The sequence below is a fragment of the Mycolicibacterium holsaticum DSM 44478 = JCM 12374 genome, from assembly GCF_019645835.1.
Taxonomy (GTDB): Bacteria; Actinomycetota; Actinomycetes; order Mycobacteriales; family Mycobacteriaceae; genus Mycobacterium; species Mycobacterium holsaticum.
In genome coordinates this window covers 452339-467968 of the sequence record NZ_CP080998.1, presented here as the reverse complement: position 1 = coordinate 467968, position 15630 = coordinate 452339, and the positions used below count along the sequence as shown (strand labels likewise).

The 15630-nt window shown below is 69.0% G+C and carries 14 protein-coding genes and 1 pseudogene; 5 read left to right on the top strand and 10 right to left on the bottom strand.

All coding sequences use genetic code 11. The annotated features are described in order from the left end of the window. Positions 1 to 61 precede the first annotated feature (61 nt). On the bottom strand, positions 62 to 1054 hold the full coding sequence (locus K3U96_RS02280) for a stage II sporulation protein M (protein ID WP_069404554.1): 993 nt from the start codon (positions 1052 to 1054) through the stop codon (positions 62 to 64). 28 nt (positions 1055 to 1082) lie between these two features. Between K3U96_RS02280 and K3U96_RS02275 the strand changes: the two genes are divergently transcribed. Further along, on the top strand, positions 1083 to 1931 hold the full coding sequence (locus K3U96_RS02275) for an RDD family protein (RefSeq protein WP_220691930.1): 849 nt from the start codon (positions 1083 to 1085) through the stop codon (positions 1929 to 1931). A 9-nt stretch (positions 1932 to 1940) separates the two neighbouring features. Here the strand turns inward: K3U96_RS02275 and K3U96_RS02270 are convergent, their stop codons facing one another. Then, positions 1941 to 3272: a carotenoid oxygenase family protein gene (locus tag K3U96_RS02270; protein ID WP_220691929.1), complete on the bottom strand. Its 1332-nt coding sequence runs from the start codon at positions 3270 to 3272 to the stop codon at positions 1941 to 1943. 78 nt (positions 3273 to 3350) lie between these two features. On the opposite strand from K3U96_RS02270, the gene K3U96_RS02265 reads away from it, so the two are divergent. Both K3U96_RS02265 and K3U96_RS02260 read left to right on the top strand, forming a co-directional pair. Continuing rightward, the gene (locus K3U96_RS02265; RefSeq protein ID WP_220691928.1) at positions 3351 to 3878 is read left to right on the top strand and encodes a PadR family transcriptional regulator; all 528 of its coding nucleotides are present in this window, start codon (positions 3351 to 3353) and stop codon (positions 3876 to 3878) included. A gap of 17 nt (positions 3879 to 3895) precedes the next feature. Then, entirely contained in the window at positions 3896 to 4732 is an 837-nt protein-coding gene (locus tag K3U96_RS02260) for an oxidoreductase (RefSeq protein WP_069407419.1), read from the top strand. 45 nt (positions 4733 to 4777) lie between these two features. On the opposite strand, the gene glpK is transcribed toward K3U96_RS02260, so the two are convergent. Then, positions 4778 to 6295 carry a glycerol kinase GlpK gene (gene glpK / locus K3U96_RS02255; protein ID WP_220693365.1) on the bottom strand — a complete coding sequence of 506 codons (1518 nt, stop codon included), beginning with the start codon at positions 6293 to 6295 and terminating at the stop codon, positions 4778 to 4780. A 51-nt stretch (positions 6296 to 6346) separates the two neighbouring features. Between glpK and K3U96_RS02250 the strand changes: the two genes are divergently transcribed. Continuing rightward, entirely contained in the window at positions 6347 to 7117 is a 771-nt protein-coding gene (locus K3U96_RS02250) for a class I SAM-dependent methyltransferase (protein ID WP_220691927.1), read from the top strand. A gap of 141 nt (positions 7118 to 7258) precedes the next feature. Here K3U96_RS02250 and K3U96_RS02245 read toward each other — a convergent pair whose 3' ends face one another. Both K3U96_RS02245 and K3U96_RS02240 read right to left on the bottom strand, forming a co-directional pair. Beyond that, positions 7259 to 8422, bottom strand: coding sequence for an acyltransferase family protein (locus tag K3U96_RS02245; protein ID WP_220691926.1), 1164 nt, complete (start codon positions 8420 to 8422; stop codon positions 7259 to 7261). 104 nt (positions 8423 to 8526) lie between these two features. Continuing rightward, a pseudogene (locus tag K3U96_RS02240) lies at positions 8527 to 8628 on the bottom strand (MBL fold metallo-hydrolase); the annotation flags it as partial. Positions 8629 to 8705: 77 nt separating this feature from the next. Here K3U96_RS02240 and K3U96_RS02235 point away from each other — a divergent pair. Next, the gene (locus tag K3U96_RS02235; protein ID WP_220691925.1) at positions 8706 to 10181 is read left to right on the top strand and encodes a glutamate-cysteine ligase family protein; all 1476 of its coding nucleotides are present in this window, start codon (positions 8706 to 8708) and stop codon (positions 10179 to 10181) included. Here K3U96_RS02235 and egtE read toward each other — a convergent pair. The 5 genes from egtE to egtA are packed head-to-tail and all read right to left on the bottom strand — an operon-like array spanning position 10178 to position 15543. After that, entirely contained in the window at positions 10178 to 11302 is a 1125-nt protein-coding gene (egtE, locus tag K3U96_RS02230; protein ID WP_220691924.1) for an ergothioneine biosynthesis PLP-dependent enzyme EgtE, read from the bottom strand. The genes K3U96_RS02235 and egtE overlap by 4 nt on opposite strands. After that, positions 11299 to 12264 carry an L-histidine N(alpha)-methyltransferase gene (gene egtD / locus K3U96_RS02225; protein WP_220691923.1) on the bottom strand — a complete coding sequence of 322 codons (966 nt, stop codon included), beginning with the start codon at positions 12262 to 12264 and terminating at the stop codon, positions 11299 to 11301. The genes egtE and egtD overlap by 4 nt, the downstream gene beginning before the upstream one ends. Next, the gene (egtC, locus tag K3U96_RS02220; RefSeq protein ID WP_069407411.1) at positions 12261 to 12968 is read right to left on the bottom strand and encodes an ergothioneine biosynthesis protein EgtC; all 708 of its coding nucleotides are present in this window, start codon (positions 12966 to 12968) and stop codon (positions 12261 to 12263) included. The genes egtD and egtC overlap by 4 nt, the downstream gene beginning before the upstream one ends. After that, a complete protein-coding gene (egtB, locus tag K3U96_RS02215; RefSeq protein ID WP_220691922.1) occupies positions 12968 to 14269 on the bottom strand; it encodes an ergothioneine biosynthesis protein EgtB in 1302 nt (433 codons plus the stop codon). The genes egtC and egtB overlap by 1 nt, the downstream gene beginning before the upstream one ends. Further along, entirely contained in the window at positions 14266 to 15543 is a 1278-nt protein-coding gene (gene egtA, locus K3U96_RS02210; protein WP_220691921.1) for an ergothioneine biosynthesis glutamate--cysteine ligase EgtA, read from the bottom strand. The genes egtB and egtA overlap by 4 nt, the downstream gene beginning before the upstream one ends. Between the last annotated feature and the right edge of the window lie 87 nt (positions 15544 to 15630).

The following is a 15630-nucleotide window of genomic DNA, read 5'->3' as shown; positions in this document are numbered from 1 at the left end:
AGCAGACACAAAGTCGCGTGCGCCCGCTGCAGAACGTGCGATATCGCTTCTGCACGCGCGACTAGCGGATGGGGACGACGTCGGGGGCGTCCTCGAGGTCACCGGTCTCGCCGGCGCGTGCGGCCTTTCGACCGAAATGGACGATGTAGGCCAGGAACGCGACTTCGACTGCGATCCCGATGCCGACACGGGCGAACGTCGGCAGCGGCGAGGGTGTCACCACCGCTTCGACCAGCCCGGCGACCAGCAGCACGGCCACCAGACCGACGGCTGCCGCACCGACCGCGCGGCCCTGTTCGGCCAGCACCTGCGACCGGGGCCGGTTACCAGGAGCCACCACCGACCAACCCAGCCGCATCCCGACGGCCCCGGCCAGAAACACCGCGGTGAGTTCGATCAACCCGTGGGGCGTGATGAGCCCGAGGAAGATGTCACCCTTGCCCGCCCCGAACATCATGCCGGCGGCCATCCCGAGGTTGGCGGCGTTCTGGAACAGGATATAGGGAATCGGGATGCCGAGAAGGATTGCAAACGCTATGCACTGCACGGCAATCCATGCGTTGTTCACCCACACCTGCAGCGCGAACGAGCCGGCCGGGTTCTCGCTGTAGTACGCCGCGAAGTCGTTGTTGACCAGTTGCTCGATCTCACTCGGCGTTCCGATGGTGGCCCGAACTTCGGGGCTGCCGGCCACCCAGACCGCGATCACCGCGGCGACGATGAAAAAGGTCACCGCGGTGGCCAGCCACCAGCGCCACGACCGGTAAGCCACCACCGGGAACGACACCGTCCAGAACCGGGCGAACTCGCGCCACAGCGGTGCGTGCGCGCCCGTGACCACCGACCTGGCCCGCGCCACCAGGCTCGACAGCCGCCCGATGAGCACCGCGTCGTTGGAGGCGGTCCGCACCATCGACAGATGCGTCGACACCCGCTGGTAGAGGTCGACCAATTCGTCGACCTCGGCGCCTGTCAGCTTGCGACGCCGCTTGACCAGTTGCTCGAGCCGGGCCCACGTCGGGCGGTGCGCCTGGACGAACGCGTCGACATCCACACCGCGAATCCTAGTAGCGTTGCCAATTATGGTCGGCCAGCAACAACCCGTCGTCGTCACCGGCGATGCCGTGGTCCTCGACGTTCAGATCGCCCAGCTACCGGTCCGGGTGGCATCGGCGCTCATCGACCTGACAGTCGTCGTGATCCTCTACATCACCGGTGTGGTGCTGTGGGCCACCACGGTGGACCGGTTCGACCCGGCGTTGTCGGGCGCGGTGCTGATCATCTTCACGGTGCTCACGCTGGTGGGCTACCCGTTGGCCTGGGAGACCGCGACGCGCGGTCGCTCGCTGGGCAAGCTGGCGATGGGGCTGCGGGTGGTGTCCGACGACGGCGGTCCGGAGCGTTTCCGCCAGGCGCTGTTTCGAGCATTGTCCGGTGTGATCGAGATCTGGATGCTCACCGGCGGCCCGGCGGTGATCTGTAGCCTGTTGTCGCCCAAGGGCAAGCGGATCGGCGACATCTTCGCGGGCACCGTCGTGGTCAGCGAACGCGCAGCGCGGCTAGCACCGCCGGCGGTGATGCCGCCTCACCTGGCGTGGTGGGCGTCGTCGCTGCAGTTGTCCGGCCTGCGCCCCGACCAGGCCGAGCTGGCCCGCCAGTTCCTCAGCCGCGCACCACAATTGAACCCGACGGTGCGCGACCAGATGGCCTACCGGATCGCCGGTGACGTCGTCGCGCAGATTTCTCCGCCGCCGCCGCCCGGAACGCCCCCGCAGCTGGTGCTGGCCGCGGTGCTCGCCGAACGGCATCGCCGCGAGCTGGCCAGACTGCAGCCGTCGGCGCCCGCTGCACACCCGCAGTGGCCCGGTCAGCAACCGCCACCTGCGCCGCCGTCGTCGCCGCCGCCCGGCGGGTTGACGCCGCCCAGCTAGCGCCCACACTCACAGGGCTGCGCTGATCCAGTTGCCGTGGAAGCCGAACGGAACCCGCTGTGGCAGCTTGATTCTGGCGACGGGCGCTCCGGTGAAATCGGTCGCGTCGATGATGACGAGGTCGCTGCCGTCGCGCGCCGGATCGTAGACGTAGCCCACGTACCAGCCGCTGCTCTCGTCGGCAGGGCCTGACGTCGACGGTACGAACACCGCCTCACCGGGAACGCCGGGCGTTTCGGCGGTGCCGAAGGCGTGTTCGACGGCGTCGCCGGTGCTCAGGTCGTGGCGCACCAGCCGGTTATCGCCGACCGAGACCGCATAGCGGGCCGGCAGCGTGGCCAGGCGGTCGTCGATGCGGGGAAATTCCACGGCGCGGTCGTCGAGCTGGCGCTCGGTGACGGCGCCGGCCGACAGGTCGATGGTCCACCTCCACAGCACGCCTTCGGCGTCGAACCCGCCGTTGTCGCGCCACAACTCGGGATAGCGCACCGCGGTCAACTCGATTCTGCCGGCCGTGTCGAAGGCGTTGGCGACGTGGAACACGTAGCAGGGGTCGATGTCGAACCAGCGCACCTCGCCATGCGGATCGTCGCGGCGCAGCACCCCGAAGCGGGCGCCGTAGTTGTCGTCCCAGCGGTAGGGCATGTCGGTTTCGGCCTTGATCGCGATGTCGAGGTTGAACACGATCGGCAGATCCATGAACACGACGTAGTTGGCGGTCACCGCGAAGTCGTGCATCATCGTCAGCGCAGGCACGTCCAGCGGCCGGTTGACGGTCAGCTCACCGTCAGCGTCGGCCCGGTGGTAGGTGACGTGCGGCGCGAAAATGTTGCCGTAGCCGAAGAAGTGCATTTCCCCGGTCGTCGGGCAAATCTTCGGGTGCGCGGTCATCGAGTCGACCAGCTTGCCGCCGAAGTCGTAGGCCCCCAACGTTTCCAGGTCGTTGGTGATCTCGTAGGGCAACGACGATTCGACCAGCGCCAGCGTCTTGCCCGCGTGGTTGACGACATGGGTGTTGGCCACACTCGAGCGCAGGTTGCGGGTGCCGTCGGCGTTGTAGACCGGAAAGTCGTTCTCGAAGCTGTCGGTACGCACCCAGCGGTTGCGATACCAGGCAGCGCGGCCGCCTTCGATCCGGATGCCGTGGATCATCCCGTCACCGGCGAACCAGTGGGCCGTGGCCTGCCGCGGGTTGGGCCCGTTACGCAGGTACCAGCCGTCGAGTTCGGGCGGGATGGCCCCTTCGACGGGCAGGTCGAATTCGGCGAGCTCATCGGGGACGGGTGCGTAGTTGCCCCGCAGGAAGAACTGGTCGGTCGAGGCCTCTGAGGTGTCGGTCATCTGCATCTCCTAACGCGCGACGGGGTCTACGTTCACATGTCTGTAGTGACATGTCAATAGTGGAGGTACTATCGCTTCGTGAGCCTGCGGATTGCGGCGTTGGGACTGCTGGCCCAGCAGCCTGGCAGCGGATATGACCTGCTGCGACTCTTCGAAGAGTCGATGGCGAACGTGTGGCCGGCCACCCAGAGCCAGCTCTACGGCGAGCTCAACAAGCTCGCCGCCACCGGGCTCATCGAGGTGTCCGACATCGGTCCGCGCGGGCGCAAGGAGTACCGCATCACCGCCGCCGGCCGCGAGGAGCTGCGCCGCTGGGTGACCAACCCGCAGGACGATCCACCGTTTCGCAGCGCCGCGTTGCTGCGGGTGTTCTTGCTCGGGGAGATCCCGCCGGAGCAGGCGCGCGCACAGTTGAGCGCGCTGGCCGATAACGCGGCCACCGAGATCAAGCGACTGGAAGAACTTCGGGACTCCGTCGACTGGGGTGAGGACGACGCATCGTTCTATTCGTACGCCGCCCTGGAATACGGCTTGCGCACCCACGAAATGCAGAAGCAATGGGCGCAATCGGTGATCGAGGCGTTGGACCGACGGCAGACCCGCTGAGGCGGTAAGCATGAAGTATGCAGACATTTCCGCTGGGCTCGTTCCATGTCGGTCGCGTCGGCTTCGGTGCGATGCAACTTCCCGGGCCGGGAGTCCTCGGCCCACCACGCGACCGCGATCAGGCGCTTGCCGTGCTGCGGCACGCAATCGAGTTGGGCATCAACCACATCGACACCGCACAGTTCTACGGACCCGACGTGGCCAACGAGCTGATCCGCGAGGCACTGCACCCGTACCCCGCCGGTCTCGCGCTGGTCAGCAAGGTCGGCGCGCGTCGTGACGACGCCGGAGCGTGGCTGCCCGCACAGGAGCCCGACGAGCTGCGCGCCGACATCGAGAAGAACCTCGCAACGCTGGGCACCGACCGCCTCGCCGCGGTCAACCTGCGCGTGCACGACCTCGAAACCGACCCCAACTCGAGGGCGCCACTGAACCGCGAGTTGTTCACCCGGCAACTCGACACCATGATCAAGGCTCGCGACGAAGGCCTGATCGGCGGAATCGGGTTGAGCAGCATCACAACTGAGCACCTGAGCATCGCGTTGGACCGCACCGAGATCGTATGCGTGCAGAACCCCTACAACTACGTCGACCGCAGCTCGCAGCCGGTGCTCGACGCGTGCACCGAGCGCGACATCGCGTTCGTGTCGTTCTTCACGCTGGGCTCGGGGTTTTTCGCCGACAACCCCGTGCTCGGGCACCCGGATATCAAGGCTGAAGCCGAGCGTCTCGGCTGTTCGCCCGCCCAGGCCGCGCTGGCGTGGGCGTTGTCGGTCGCGCCGAACGTGTTGGTGATACCCGGCACGTCGTCGGTGCGTCACCTCGAGGAGAACACGGCCGTCGCCAACATGTGATTTCGGTGTACTTGGTCACGCTGAGCGTGACGAACTACACCGAAATCACTCGACGTCCACCCAGTCCAGCGTGCGCTGCACCGCTTTCTGCCACCCGGCATAGCCCTCGGCGCGCTGCTCGTCGCTCCATGCCGGCGTCCAGCGCTTGTCCTCCTGCCAGTTGGACCGCAGGTCGTCGAGGTTCTCCCAGAACCCGACGGCCAGACCGGCGGCGTAGGCGGCGCCCAGCGCCGTCGTCTCGGCGATGACGGGTTTGACGACGTCGACGCCGAGCACGTCGGCCTGGATCTGCATGCACAGATCGTTGGCGGTGATGCCGCCGTCGACCTTGAGCACCTCCATGTGCACGCCGGAGTCGGCTTCCATCGCGTCGACGACGTCGCGGCTCTGGTAGCAGATCGCCTCCAGCGTCGCGCGGGCCAGGTGCGCGTTGGTGTTGTACCGCGACAGCCCGACGATCGCGCCGCGGGCATCCGAGCGCCAGTACGGCGCGAACAGCCCGGAGAAGGCCGGCACGAAGTACACCCCGCCGTTGTCGGGCACCTGACGGGCCAGCGCCTCGCTCTGGGCGGCGCCGCTGATGATGCCGAGCTGGTCACGCAGCCACTGCACCGCCGACCCGGTGACCGCGATCGAACCCTCAAGGGCGTAAACGGGTTTCGCGTCGCCGAACTGGTAACACAGCGTGGTCAGCAGGCCGTTCTCGGAGCGCACGATCTTCTCACCGGTGTTGAGCAGCAGGAAATTGCCTGTGCCGTAGGTGTTCTTGGCCTCACCGGCATCGAGGCAGACCTGCCCGACCATCGCGGCCTGTTGATCGCCGAGGATGCCGGTCAACGGCACCTGACCGGCGACCGGGCCGTCGTCTCGGGTGATGCCGAACGACTCCGGGCACGACGACGGCCGGATCTGAGGCAGCATCTGACGCGGAATCCCGAAGAACGACAACAGTTCGTCGTCCCAGTCGAGGGTTTCCAGGTTCATCAGCATGGTGCGGCTGGCGTTGGTCACATCGGTGGCGTGCACGCCGCCGCGGGTGCCACCCGTGAGGTTCCACAGCACCCAGGTGTCCGGGGTGCCGAACAGCGCATCGCCGTTCTCGGCGTCGCGACGCACTCCGTCGACGTTGTCGAGGATCCACTGCACCTTGCCGCCGGAGAAGTACGTGGCGGGCGGGAGCCCTGCCTTGCGGCGGATCACGTCACCGCGGCCGTCGCGCTCCAGGGCCGAGGCGATGCGGTCGGTGCGGGTGTCCTGCCACACGATCGCGTTGTAATACGGTCGCCCGGTGCGCCGGTTCCACACCAGCGACGTCTCGCGCTGGTTGGTGATGCCCAGCGCCGCCAGATCGGTCGCCGACAGGTTCGTCTTGTTCAGCGCCGACATGATCACCGCCGCCGTCCGTTCCCAGATTTCGACCGGGTTGTGCTCGACCCAGCCGGCCTTGGGCAGGATCTGCTCATGTTCGAGCTGGTGGCGGCCGATCTCGGCGCCGCCGTGGTCGAAGATCATGCAGCGGGTGCTGGTGGTGCCCTGGTCGATGGCGGCGACAAACTCAGCCAACGTCATGCTCCTCTCGGTCCACCTGGTTGAGGGCGGTCGCAATCGTCCATCATGGTCTACATGACCCGTTCAGTCGCCGACATCGCCCGCATGCCACGCGGCGGCCCGGACGCGTCGTGTGTGGATCGGCTCCTTCAGACCGACCGGCTGGAATACCTCGACCGCGACACCGCCGCAGGTACCGCCGGTGAGGCCCGCAAGCGCGATGTCATCAAGGCGTTGGAGTGGACGGGCCAATTCTTCGGTGAGACCGAGCATTTCGCCCGGCTGGCCCTCGAGGAGGTCGCCGACGTGGCCGATCCGAAGATCCTCGAACTCGGCGCCGGGCACGGCGGGCTGTCCCGCAAACTGCTCGAGTGGCATCCCACGGCCGACGTGACGGTCAGCGATGTGGACGCGGTGTCGGTGAAAGCGCTGGCGGCGGGTGATCTGGGCGCGCACCCGCGGGCGTCCGTGCGCCAGCTGGACGCCACCGACATCGACGCGCCCGACCGCCAGTTCGATCTGGCGGTGTTCGCCCTGTCCTTTCACCATCTGTCGCCGCCGCAGGCGGCGCTGGCGTTCGCCGAAGGCACCCGGGTCGCGGACAAGCTGCTGATCATTGACCTGCCACGGCCCCCGTCGCCGCTGCATCTGCTCCGGCTCGCCGTGATGTTGCCGTTGGCGCCGCTGGTGCCGTTCCTGCACGACGGGGTGATCAGCTCGTTGCGCTGTTACAGCCCGTCGGCGCTACGCGCTCTGGCGGCGCATGCCGACCCGGGGATCGAGGTGCAACTGCGCGGCGGGTTGATGAGCCCGCAGATTGTGGTTGCCCGTCGTTGATCGCCGCGAGTGCTCGACGTAGGCGCCCACCACCGCATGCAGGATGTCGTACACCTGCGGATGCGCCGCAAGGTAGGTCAGCACTGCCCGTCGCGCTGTGGTCACAGCCCGGGAGTTCCCGGCCGGCGGCGGTTTAAACCGTCACCGGCGGGCCCGTGGCCTGGTCAGCCGGTGCAGCAGCCACGCGACCGGGATGGTGAACGCCAGCGTCGCGGCGAACAGCCCCGTCACCGAACCCGTGTAGACGGGCCAGCGCAGCACCGCCACCATCACGATCTCCATCACGATGACGTGCACCAGGAAGATCTCGTAGGAGATTTCGCCCAGCCACACCATCACCCGGCTGCCCATCACCCGCTCGTAGCGGCTCTGCCGGTCGACCTGTTGCCCGCTGAGCGCCAGGGGCGCGACCACCAACGTGGCGATCGCGGCGTAGAACAGCACCTTCGCCACGTCCTGACCCAAATCCAATGCGGGAGCATCGGTTCGGCCGGCGATCGGCGTCGCCACCACCAGGTAGGACACCACGGCCACCGGCAGCGCTGCGACCGCGTAGCACCGGGCCCCGGTGACCGCCAACACGGCAAGGACCATGCCGCCGACAAACCACACCAGGTAGTGCGGCAGCCACAGCCCCGCCCCGTTGGGCAACCAGTCGGTGGTGTGTATGACGACCAGCCACAGCGGGCTCAGCGCGCCCAGTGCGGCCAGGCCGATCAACAGCAGCCCGGGCCGCCACCGGCGCCGGCACAGCGCCACCAACAGTAGGTAGGCGAGCAGCGGCAGCGCGGCGTAGAACGCCACCTCGACAGCCAGGCTCCACATCTGCGTCAGGCCCTGATGCATGTAGGCGGTCAGGTAGTTGCCGCTGTAGATCTGCGTCAGGGTCAGGTTGCGGAGCAGCCCGTGCCAGGTGTGGCCGGGGTTGGGTGCGATCGCGCGAAATTCGTAGACCACGTATGCGATCAGCACCGTCACCACGTAGGCCGGCATGATGCGCCGCACCCGGTTGCGCGCGTAACGGGTCGCCGACGGTGGGCTGGTTCCTGCGGCCGCCGCACGCACCCACCCGCCGAACAGCAGAAACCCCGACAGCACAAAGAAGATCGCGACGCCGATCTCCATGCGCGCGAACACCAAACCGACGTATCCGCGGTTGTAGGTGCCGGTCCCGTAGGCGGCGTGGGTTGCCATGACCAGCAGGGCCGCCACAGCGCGCACGCCGGTGAGCGAGGCGACGCGGTCGACGCTGGCTACCTGCTCCAGCCCGCCCTGTTCGACGTCGTCAATCGCCGGCCCGCTCACCCGGCCAGTATGCGGAAACTCCGCTGCGGTGCTGCGGCCTTCGGCGGGTTTCCGCGGCTTTCCGCCCTGGGCGCGGCAGCGTCAGCCGTTCGGCGAGGTCGGCGCCGCTGGCCCGCGTGCGGGAAGTTGGGGTCGGTCAGCAAGGTGATCTCGCCCGCGGCGATCAGCGTGGTCGCGTTGCCGATGAAGGCCACGGTGATGTCCACGCCCAGGGCCTACCCCGCCCGGCGCGGTTCACGCGTGATACTTGCGCAAGCGTCACCGACGCTGAACCATCGGCGGTGTGGGCGAAGACCTGAAGCAGACCGAGTTCAGCCGCGCGCACCGGCGGGAGTACCGGCGCAAGGTGCAGCAGTGCCTCGACATCTTCGAAACCATGCTCAACCAATCCAGTTTCGAGTTCGAGCGCCCGTTGACGGGCATGGAGATCGAGTGCAACCTGGTCGACTCCGCATATCAGCCCGCGATGACCAACCAGGAAGTCCTCGAGGCGATCGCCGATCCCGCGTACCAGACCGAATTGGGTGCCTACAACATCGAATTCAACGTTCCGCCGCGGCGGTTGCCGGGCCGGGCGGCGCTCGAGCTGGAGAACGACGTGCGGGCCAGCCTCAACGCCGCCGAGCAGAAAGCCAACGACCACGACGCGCACATCGTGATGGTCGGCATCCTGCCCACACTGATGCCCGAACATCTGTCGGGCAGGTGGATGAGCGAATCGACCCGTTATCAAGCGCTCAACGATTCCATCTTCACCGCGCGCGGCGAGGACATCCTCATCGACATCACCGGCCCGGAGCGGTTGAGCCTGCAGACCGAGTCGATCGCCCCGGAGTCGGCGTGCACCAGCATGCAACTGCATCTTCAGGTCTCCCCCGCCGAGTTCGCGCAGAACTGGAACGCCGCACAGGTGCTGGCAGGCCCGCAGCTGGCGCTGGGCGCCAACTCCCCGTACTTCTTCGGCCACCAGCTGTGGTCAGAGACCCGCATCGAACTGTTCGCGCAGGCCACCGACACCCGTCCCGACGAACTCAAGGCGCAGGGGGTACGGCCCCGGGTGTGGTTCGGCGAGCGCTGGATCACCTCGATCTTCGACCTGTTCGAGGAGAACGTGCGCTACTTCCCCTCGCTGCTGCCTGAGCTGTCCGACGAAGACCCCGCCGACGAACTCGCCCGGGGACGCACCCCGCGGCTGGCCGAGCTGCGGCTGCACAACGGCACCATCTACCGCTGGAACCGGCCGGTGTACGACGTGGTGGACGGCCGTCCGCATCTGCGCGTGGAAAACCGGGTGCTGCCGGCCGGACCGACCGTCGTCGACATGATGGCCAACGCCGCGTTCTACTACGGTACGCTGCGCACCCTGTCCGAAGAGGACCGCCCGCTGTGGACGAAGATGAGTTTCGCTGCGGCCCAACACAATTTCCAGGAGTCGGCGCGCAACGGCATGGACGCGCGGCTGTACTGGCCCGGGCTGGGCGAGGTGACGCCCGACGAACTGGTGCTGCGTCAACTGCTGCCGATGGCCGACGAGGGTCTGCGCCGCTGGCAGGTGGCCGGCGAGGTGCGCGACCGCTACCTCGGGGTGATCGAGGGCCGCGCCAAGACCGGCCGTAACGGGTCGGCCTGGCAGGTGGCCACCGTGGGGGCCCTGCAGGAGCGCGGGCTCAGCCGGCCCAACGCGCTGGCTGAGATGCTGCGGCTGTACTGCGAGCGCATGCACAGCAACGAGCCGGTGCATACCTGGGACGCGCCCTAGACGTCGGCGGTCGCGGCTGCCAGCGCCTCCGCGAACTGCGCGAGCTCATCGGAAGTCGCGTCGACGTGCGGTGAGACCCGCAGCACCGGGGTCGTCATCTCGAACGGCGCACGCTGCACCTCGGCATATGTGGTGACCACAGCCCGGTGCGCGATGAGCCAGGCCCGCACCTTCTGCGGGTCGGCCCCCTCGGTGGGTGCCAGGGTGGTGATCGCGGTCGGCTCGTCGAGCGCTTCGACCACCCGCCACCCCGTCACGTCGCTGAGCGCCTCCCGGGTGCACCGGCCGACTTCGGCGAGCCGGGCGCGCACCTGTTCGGGGCCGGCCGCCAGGTGTTCGCCGACGGCAACCGAAAACCCCACGCGGGCAGCGACATTGGCCTCACCGTGTTCGAGGAGCTGGGTCACCGCCAGCGGCAGGTTCCAGTCCGGTGGTGGCAGCCGCGGCCGGAGGCGCTGCACCAGATCGGGGTGCACAGCCAGCACACCGACACCGCGCGGGCCTGCGAGCCATTTGCGCGACGAGCCGTACACCGCTGCGGGGCGCACCGCGCAGTCGAGGTGACCGAGGGCCTGCGCGGCGTCCACGACCAGCGGAACACCGAGGGTCCGGCACACGTCGGCCAGCCCCGCCAGCGGCTGCGCCAGGCCACGGTGGCTGGCCAGCGCGGTCAGGTGCACGACGGCAGGCGGATCGGCGACCAGTTGGCGGGCGGCGGCGTCGACGTCGAGGCGCCCGTCACCGTCGACGGGAAGGGCCCGCACGGCAAAACCGTTCGCGGCCATGATTGCCAGGTTGGGCCCGTACTCCCCGGGCAGGCAGGCCAGCGTGCGCTCACCCGGCCAGCTGGACAGCAGCAGATCGAGCGCGTGGTTGGCGCCGGTGGTGAAGACGACGTGGTCGGCGGCCAGACCGGTCAGGGCGGCGACGGCGGCGCGTCCGGCGTCCAGCACCGGTGCCGCCGCGTCGACGGCGACGTATCCGCCGACCTCGGCTTCGTGGCGTGCGTGTTGCGTCGTGGCGTCGATGACCGCGAAGCTCTGCCGTGAACACGCCGCGCTGTCCAGATGCAGCCCGGCGACCTTGGGGCGCGCCGACCGCCACTGCTCGCCGAGGCTCATTTCGCCGAGAGCGACAGGCCGAAGTCACCTGCGGGATCGGTCCACCAATGGGTGCGCCGCAGGCCCGCGGCGGCCAGTTCCGCGGTGACCCCGTCCGGGCGGAACTTGCACGAGACCTCGGTGAGCATCTCTTCACCGTCGGCGAAGTCGACCGCCAGATCCAGGTCGCGCACATGCACCCGCTGCGGACCGCGGGCCCTTAGCCACATCTCGATGCGCTGCTCGGCGCAGTTCCACCGCGCGACGTGGTCGAACGCCTCCAGGTCGAAGTCGGCGTCCAGTTCGCGGTTGACGACCGCCAGCACGTTGCGGTTGAACCGTGCCGTCACCCCGACGCTGTCATCGTAGGCGCGGACCAGGCGCTCGGGGTCCTTCACCAGATCGGTGCCCAGCAGCAGGGTGTCGCCGGGTCGCATCGTCTGCGCGAGCGCGGCCAGGAACTGGGCGCGCGGTTGCGGTGTCAGGTTGCCGATCGTCGAGCCGAGGAAGGCCACCAGGCGCCGACCGACCCGGGGGATCTCGCCGAGGTGCTCCTCGAAGTCGCCGCACACCGCGTCGACCTCGACACCCGGGTATTCGTGCTGGATCGCTGTCCCCGCGGCGCTGAGCACCCCGGCGTCCACGTCGAACGGGATGAACCGTCGCAGGGTGCCGTTGTCGCGCAACGCGTCCAGCAGCATGCGGGTCTTCTCGGAGGTTCCGCTGCCCAGCTCCACCAGGGTGTCGGCATCGGAGGCCTCGGCGATTTCGGCGGACCGGGTCCGCAGGATCTGCGCTTCGGTGCGGGTCGGGTAGTACTCGGGTAGCCGGGTGATCTGGTCGAACAGGTCGCTGCCGACCGAGTCGTAGAACCACTTGGGCGGCAAAGCTTTCGGTGTCTGCGCCAGGCCGTCGAGGACGTCGCGGCGCAGCGCCCGCGCGGCCGAGTTGGCCGGCAGGTGGTTCGACAGCGAGACGGTCATGACGATCCTTTCAGCGGGATCAGCTCGACGTCAGCGCTGCCGACGACGGATACCAGGTGACGATCGGGCAGCTCGCGCCAGCGCGGGTCGTCGTCGTAGGGTTCGCTGGCCAGCACGGTGCCGTCGTCGCGGCGCAACACCGACAGCGTGTCGCCCCATGTGGTGGCGATCAGCTGAGAACCGTTGCCGGCCAGGATGTTCAGCCGTGCGTTGGGGTCTGCCGAGGCGACCCCGGCGACGGTGTCGGCGAGGCGGTCCAGGCCGCGTTCGAAGATCAGCGCGGCGAGCAACGCGCTGTCGTTGGTGGACTCGGCGCGCGTCGACAACGGCAGCACGGCCCGGTCGACCAGCCCGTTGTGCGACAGCAGCCATCGCCCGTCGGTGAACGGCGCGGACGCGCTCGCCTCGATCGGCATGCCGACGCTGGCCGACCGCACGGCCGCGACGATGCAGCCGCCGCGCAGCGCGGGCGCCACCGACGCGAACGACGCGTCACCCCACAGCGGCGTGGCGCTGCGCCACCGGCGGGGCGTGCCGTCGGGCACATCGGAGGAGAAGAACCCGACACCCCACCCGTCGGCGTTCATCAGGCCGTGCTTCTGGCGCCGCGGCGCATACGACTGCACCACAAGGCCGTTGGCGGGCTCCAGCACCAGCGAGGCCACCGATACCGGGTCACCGAGCCAGCCGAGGTGCCTGCACATCAGGCTTGACCCTCCTCAACGGACCAGGCCAGGCGCACACCCGAGAAGATCTGGCGCCGGATCGGGTGATCCCAGTTGCGGAAGCTGGGCCGCAAGATGTTGGCCGCCACCGCCCACGACCCGCCGCGCAGCACCTTGTAGTCGCCGGCCCCGACACCTTCGAAGAACGGCTGCGAGTAGCGCTGGTAGATCATCGGCGTGAAGCCCGGCCACGGCCGCAGCGGCGAGGCGGTCCACTCCCACACGTCACCGAGTAGTTGTTCGGCGCCGTAGGCCGACGCCCCCGCGGGGTACGCCCCGACCGGGGCGGGCCGCAGCGCGTCGCCGCCGAGGTTGACCAGGTGCGCCGTCGGTTCCGATGCGCCCCACGGGTAGCGCCGGCGCGCGCCTGCCCCGGGATCCCACGCGCAGGCTTTCTCCCACTCCAGTTCGGTGGGTAGCCGGGCGCCTGCCCACGCCGCGTACGCCTCGGCTTCGAAGTACGTGACGTGCTGGACGGGTTCCTCGGCGGGGATGTCCTCGACGTGGCCGAACCGGATGCGGGTGCCGTCGGGGTTCCAGAACTGCGGCGCGGTCAGCCCGGCCGCTAGGCGGTGCGACCAGCCGGCCTGCGACCACCACCGCGGTTGGTGATAGCCGCCGCCGTCGACGAACTGACGCCACTCTCCGTTGGTGACCGGGACTCGGCCGATGCGAAACGACGGGATGTCGACGACGTGTGCGGGGCGCTCGTTGTCCAGCGAGTGCGGTTCGGTTGCCGCGTCGACGCCGAGCACGAACTCGCCGCCGGGCACCAGCACCGAGGTGCCCGCAACGCCGGGGCGACCGGCGGGCAGCGCTGCGCCGCCGTCGAGAAGGGGCGGTCCGACCCGCAGGTTCAACGCCTGCAGCATGGTCTCGTCGTGCTGGTTCTCGTGGCTGATCACCAGGCCGAAGTTGAACGCCGAACCGTCTTCGGGCAGGGCGTCGAGCACATCGAGCGCCTTGTTGCGCACCGTGCTGCAGTAGGAGCGGGCGTCGGTCGGCGGCAACAGCGGAAGCTCGGCGCGGCTGGCGCGGGAGTGCACGAACGCGTCGTAGAGACGTTCCACGTCGGGGGCCAGCATGCCCGGCCGGTCGGGGTTGCCGTCGCGCAACAGCCACAGCTCTTCCTGCTGGCCGATGTGCGCGAGGTCCCACACCAGCGGGCTCATCAACGGGTGGTACTGGCGGCCGAGTTCGGCGTCGTCGAAATCGACCAGCCGCAGCGTGCGGTCCCTGGCGGCGGTCAGTTCACGCGCGAGATCCTCGCGTACCGTCACGTCCCTCCTTGCGCCAGTTGCGTGACCACGGGTGCGATCCCGTGTGCGACGACCCGGTCGGCGAAGTCGTCCGCCGGAGCCCTGCCCTGTTCGACCGAACGCATCAACCGCTGCATCGATTCCTCGAGTTCGGCGGGCGCGCGTTCGGCGGCGGCCTGTACGCACCGCACGGCGGCCCGCTGCAGGCGTAGATCACCGAGGCCGAGGTGCGCCGCGCGATCCCACGCGGTGGCGACCGGTTCGGTGACCTCCGCGGCGACGTCGGCGGCCGCGGGATCGTCGAGCAGCGTGACGAGCGTGAACACCACGGCAGGCCACACCGCGTCGGGCACGCTGTCCAAATAGCGGATCTCCAGCCATCCGCGGGGCCGTACCGGAGGGAACAGCGTGGTCAGGTGGTAGTCGAGGTCGGCCTCGGTGGGTCGGCGGTCGCCGAGCATCACCCGTCCGTCGGCCCACTCGGCGAACGGCACCCACTGGGTCACCGGGACGACCTGCGGCGTGGTCAGCAGCATCACCGGCGCCTTGAGCGCATACCGCGCCCAGTCGCTGGCCGGGTCGTCACCGCGTGCGCCCAGCACCGGGCCGCAGCGCGCGGAGTCCAGCTGGCTCCACACGCGTTGGCGCGCCGAACGCCAGCCGCAGAACTTGCCGCCGAGCAGCGGTGAGTTGGCGGCGACGGCGACCATCGTCGGGCCGAGCGCATGCGCGAGGCGCACCCGCTCCGCCCAGCCGCCCTGCGGCCCGGCGTCGAGGTTGATCTGCACCGACGCCGTCGACGTCATCATGGCCGCGCCGGCCGCACCCGTGTGATCGGCGTGAAAGAACGTTTCCATGGCGGCGTAGCGCGGCCCGGGGTTGACCCGTTCGGCAGGTCGCAGCGGGTCGGCGCCGAGCAGGACCAGCCCGAGCCCCGCGCGGGCGAACGCGTCGCGCAGCACGGCGCGGTCGGCCGTCATCGCGGCGATGGCAGGCAGCGGCCCGTCGGCCGGCGGACCGGACAATTCGACGGCGCCGCCGGGTTCCACGGTCACCGCGCTGCCGCCCGGCAGCGGTGGAAGACCGGCGATGACGGCGCTCAGCTCGGCCCAGCCCGGCCGTCGCATCGGATCGGTCAGATCAAAGCAGTGCGCCTCGACCTCCAGGCCGACCCGGCCGATCTCACCGTCGCGCAGGCAGCTGGCCCCAACGTGCACCGCAGCGCGTTTTGCGCTGGTCAGCTCCGGCGACTGCGTGCGCGCGTCTCCTCTCGCGGACGTGATGGTCAAGGTCATTTCCCATCCCCTTCCGGGTCCGGCGCGATCGCGGCCTTCACACCATCTTGGGGGAGTGCACTGACAATTCCCGAGCCCTTTTTTGGG